The 1,734-nt window shown below is 64.3% G+C and carries 2 protein-coding genes and 1 pseudogene; 1 reads left to right on the plus strand and 2 read right to left on the minus strand.

Going from position 1 to position 1,734, the window contains the following annotated elements:
* Window positions 1–303 (minus strand): annotated as a pseudogene (locus AHiyo1_RS03270) (FAD:protein FMN transferase); the annotation flags it as partial.
* 23 nt (window positions 304–326) lie between these two features.
* A complete protein-coding gene (locus tag AHiyo1_RS03275; RefSeq protein ID WP_059387607.1) occupies window positions 327–746 on the minus strand; it encodes an FMN-binding protein in 420 nt (139 codons plus the stop codon).
* A 220-nt stretch (window positions 747–966) separates the two neighbouring features.
* Here AHiyo1_RS03275 and argS point away from each other — a divergent pair.
* Window positions 967–1,734 (plus strand): arginine--tRNA ligase domain-containing protein (argS, locus tag AHiyo1_RS03280; RefSeq protein WP_084784333.1); only part of this gene is annotated, 768 nt, incomplete at its 3' end.

Raw genomic sequence — 1,734 nt, forward strand, 5'->3', positions numbered from 1 at the left:
CCGCAAGGCATAGTCCGCCCCGTAGCCCAGGTGCTCGAGGCTGCCGCCGATGAGCGGCGTCATGGTGCCGTCGCTGAGGCGGTACAGCTTTTTGAAAAGCCGTTCCAGCTCGCCTGCCCCGGCAGGGAGGGTCACGGTGCCGGGTTCACGGGCGAGCGCTGCAACCAGGGAGTCGTCCCGGAAGCGCGAGTAGCTTCTGTCGTAGTCCTCCACGATGCCGAGCAAGCCGGCGCGCACCTCCTCGGGGAGTTGCTCCGGCGTCGAGATTTCCCACGTGGTTCCGATCCCGTCGAAGCCGAACACGCTCCAGCGTGTGCGCCATGCGCCTATTTGGCCTCGGACTTGATGGTTTCCACGGCCTTGTTGAATCCTTGGCTGGTCAAGGAGGAGCCGGCGACTTTTGAGACGTTGATCTCATCCAGTTTCTTGCCGACCACCTGCGCCGCGATGCCGTTCTTGAACTGCCCCTGGAATTCCTTGGTGTTCGGGTTGTTGGCATGGACTGTGATGTCCACCGCGGAAATGGTGCCACCGGCCAATGTCAGCTTGACCCCCACGGTTTCACCGCCGTTGGGTGAAATGTAGTCACCGTCCGCACTGTAGGTACCGTCCTTGTAGGGGCCGGAAATCGTGGAGGTCTTTTGCGGGGTGCTGCCTTGTGCCGAGGGGGCGCAAGCTGCCACCGAACTGGCCAGGGAGAGGCCGGCGGCGCCCACCAGGAGGCCCTTGCGGAGTGGCGTAGTCATGGTTCTGCTCGTTTCAACTGGACTCGAAAAGTGGTCAATGCGCGTTCCTTCGGGCCGTGGGCCGATCACACCACTGACGGTGATTTCAGCCTATCGGTTCAGTCTGGGAGCTTTACTGGCCGAAGCTGGGCGCCGGCTGGGTGCGCGCTGGTGCCCGCGTGTGCGCATTGCTAAGCATTAGAATTCCACCACTTGCAAGCCCCACCGGTAGGCTAGACGGGTGACTCCCGAAGAACTCTCAGCCGCCATATCCGCCTGCCTGAAAGACGCTGTCGCCGCCGGCGAGCTTGCGCTTTCCGAATCTGCCCTCCCTGAGGACGTGCGCGTGGAGCGACCCAAGAACCGGGAGCACGGCGACTGGGCCACGAACATTGCCTTGCAGCTTGCCAAGCATGCCGGGACCAACCCGCGTGAATTCGCCACAATCCTGGGCAAGCGGCTGGAAGCGATCCACGGCGTCACCGCCGTGGACATCGCGGGCCCGGGCTTCCTGAACATCACCGTGGATGCGGCGGCCGCCGGTGCGCTGGCCAAGGCCATCGTCGAGGCGGGAAGCTCCTACGGAACCAACCAGGCGCTCGCAGGCCATGTGGTCAACATGGAATTCGTCTCGGCCAACCCCACGGGACCGCTGCACATCGGCCACACGCGTTGGGCGGCCCTGGGAGATTCGATTGCCCGCGTCCTCCGCGCCTCCGGTGCGGACGTCACCGCGGAGTACTACATCAACGACGCCGGCTCGCAGATGAACGTTTTCGCGAACTCGGTGCTGTCCCGCCTGCACGGACGCGGCGTTCCGGAGGGCGGCTACCCCGGTGAGTACATCCGGGAACTCGGCGACGAGGTGCTCAAGGCCCATCCGGCAATCCGCGAGCTGACCGACGAGGCCGCACTGCCGGTGATCCGTTCCGCGGCCTACCAGGCCCAGATGAAGGACATCAAGGACACCCTGGCCGAGTTCGGCGTGGCTTTCGATGTCTTCTTCTCC

The organism is Arthrobacter sp. Hiyo1, assembly GCF_001263615.2.
Taxonomy (GTDB): Bacteria; Actinomycetota; Actinomycetes; order Actinomycetales; family Micrococcaceae; genus Arthrobacter.

Bases quoted from the DNA above. Each gene is read 5' to 3' on its own strand.
- AHiyo1_RS03275 (WP_059387607.1), bottom strand. From the start codon at position 746: ATGACTACGCCACTCCGCAAGGGCCTCCTGGTGGGCGCCGCCGGCCTC.